3 protein-coding genes are annotated in these 1,782 nt (G+C 36.8%); all 3 read right to left on the bottom strand.

Annotated elements, in window-relative coordinates:
- Positions 1 to 312: 312 nt before the first annotated feature.
- Positions 313 to 846 (bottom strand): hypothetical protein, encoded by a 534-nt coding sequence (locus PSF67_RS21955; RefSeq protein WP_137019058.1) that lies wholly within the window; start codon positions 844 to 846, stop codon positions 313 to 315.
- Positions 847 to 923: 77 nt separating this feature from the next.
- Positions 924 to 1,142: a tryptophan synthase subunit alpha gene (locus PSF67_RS21950; RefSeq protein WP_137019060.1), complete on the bottom strand. Its 219-nt coding sequence runs from the start codon at positions 1,140 to 1,142 to the stop codon at positions 924 to 926.
- Between the two features lie 12 nt (positions 1,143 to 1,154).
- Complete coding sequence (locus tag PSF67_RS21945) at positions 1,155 to 1,607, bottom strand: ProQ/FINO family protein (protein WP_243154701.1); 453 nt, start codon at positions 1,605 to 1,607, stop codon at positions 1,155 to 1,157.
- Between the last annotated feature and the right edge of the window lie 175 nt (positions 1,608 to 1,782).

The following is a 1,782-nucleotide window of genomic DNA, read 5'->3' as shown; positions in this document are numbered from 1 at the left end:
CAATTGGCTAATAGGCGCTCGTTGAATGAAAACATCTTTTTCACCCTGTTTTTCTTTAAATTTTTTAACGCGATCTACTATGTCGCTTTCAATTGACACTGCCTTGAAGGTTCTTTTTTGCTTATCCATGATTATTTACCCACCCTGTAGTTATATACACTACAATTATAATCCAGAGTAAAAAATAAACAACAATATATTGCTACAAAAAAGTATAAATGTAGAAATATTTTCTACTAAACTTGATTTACTTGAAATTAAGACAACAAAAAAACCGACTCAAGGTCGGCTTCTGTTCTATTTATATGCTTGCTATTTCAACGGTGAGTTATAGACAGGACTTTTAAAAGTATAAATTAGATGCGTTTTCCCTTGATTTGATACGCTCATTCTTAAGTTTGCTTTGTATCCATCTTTATCAAAATCCATATTAACGTCGCCACAATCTTGGCTTGCTAAGCAATTAAAAAAATCACTTTCATCTTTAATGATATGGGTTTTATTTACAGCTTCGCCATATACTTTTTCCAGTTTATTTCCCGCTTGCTCATATAGTTCAAATGCTTCATCTTTGGTAGTTGCTTTCTGATCGAAGTTCTCAGTATAAAATATATAGAACAGCCCTAACTTATCGTGAAATGTTGTAAACAAAATAGCTGCGTCGTGTCCGTCAGGTGTTTCTTGAAAAGTACAGGAGTGTTCAAAATTACAGTTTGTATCTTTTAAATTTAATGCTTTAACACTTTCTTTAGTCTGCCCCCACTTAAAGCCGTAGGGTGCTGGTGGACTGTTATCACATCCCGATAGAAACAAAGCCAATAAAGCCGTTATCATGATTTTTTTCATTTGGTGATCCTTTTAGTTGATAAGGCCAATTATACATAACCGCCTCGGCTTATGCTTTGGCGGTGTTCAACTAATAACTATCTGTAACGCCTAATCAGAGCCTTTCTAGCAATTTTGATTTGATCTGGCGTACCTGTAATAACCATGCGTCTAAAAATAAATCCTGAAGTTTTGACATTAACGTCAGCGATACGCCTGACGGCTTGCATGGCATATTTAATTTTATCAAGCTCAAAGATTGTATAAGCCAATTCAATTACATCTTGATTACCTTTGCTTCTGTAAATAATTTTCATAAGGCTCCTGTATCATTTCTTTAGCCACTCTATCAGTTTTTGCTCCGCTATGCTTTGTTGTTCTGGCGTAACCTCTCCGTTAGGTTGTCCGTGCATATCAAACCGATTGCCGCCCAGAGTAAGAGCTTTCAAATATGCCTTGCGGCTGATGTATGAGCGTAATCCCTGTTTAATGTGACTCTCTGGGATATCCAGCCCTTTATCTTTAACCTCAGCAATCATAGCTTCCTTGATGCCAATCATTAGCGGCTTGGCTTCTGGCTCACTGAATAGCGTCCAATGCTGCGCTATACGGTCGATACGGTGTTGTTTCTTCTTCGCGTGAACATCTGCCTTGTTTTTCTTCTTCGGTTGCTGTGAGGCTTCCTGTGGCGTTTTAGCCTGTATGCTTTTTGGTGTGCTCATCACTGGTGGATTTGTTACACCATTGTTATTTTTTCTTAATGATAAAGTCACTCGGGTCATGATTTCTTTTTCCTCAAAAAAACTTTTCTATTAAATACGCGATCAGGTGTTGGTTCAGTCGGTTCAGTTGGTTCAATTTGTAAAGATGCTTGTTTTTAAAGTATTTATTTGAAAATACTGAACCAACATACCCATGATTTGAACCGACATTTTCTATGTATGAACCAACATCGAA

The organism is Providencia sp. PROV076 (assembly GCF_028483405.1).
GTDB lineage: Bacteria > Pseudomonadota > Gammaproteobacteria > Enterobacterales > Enterobacteriaceae > Providencia > Providencia huaxiensis.
The sequence above is the reverse complement of the archived record's forward strand: the minus strand, read 5'-3'. Positions and strand labels throughout refer to the sequence as shown.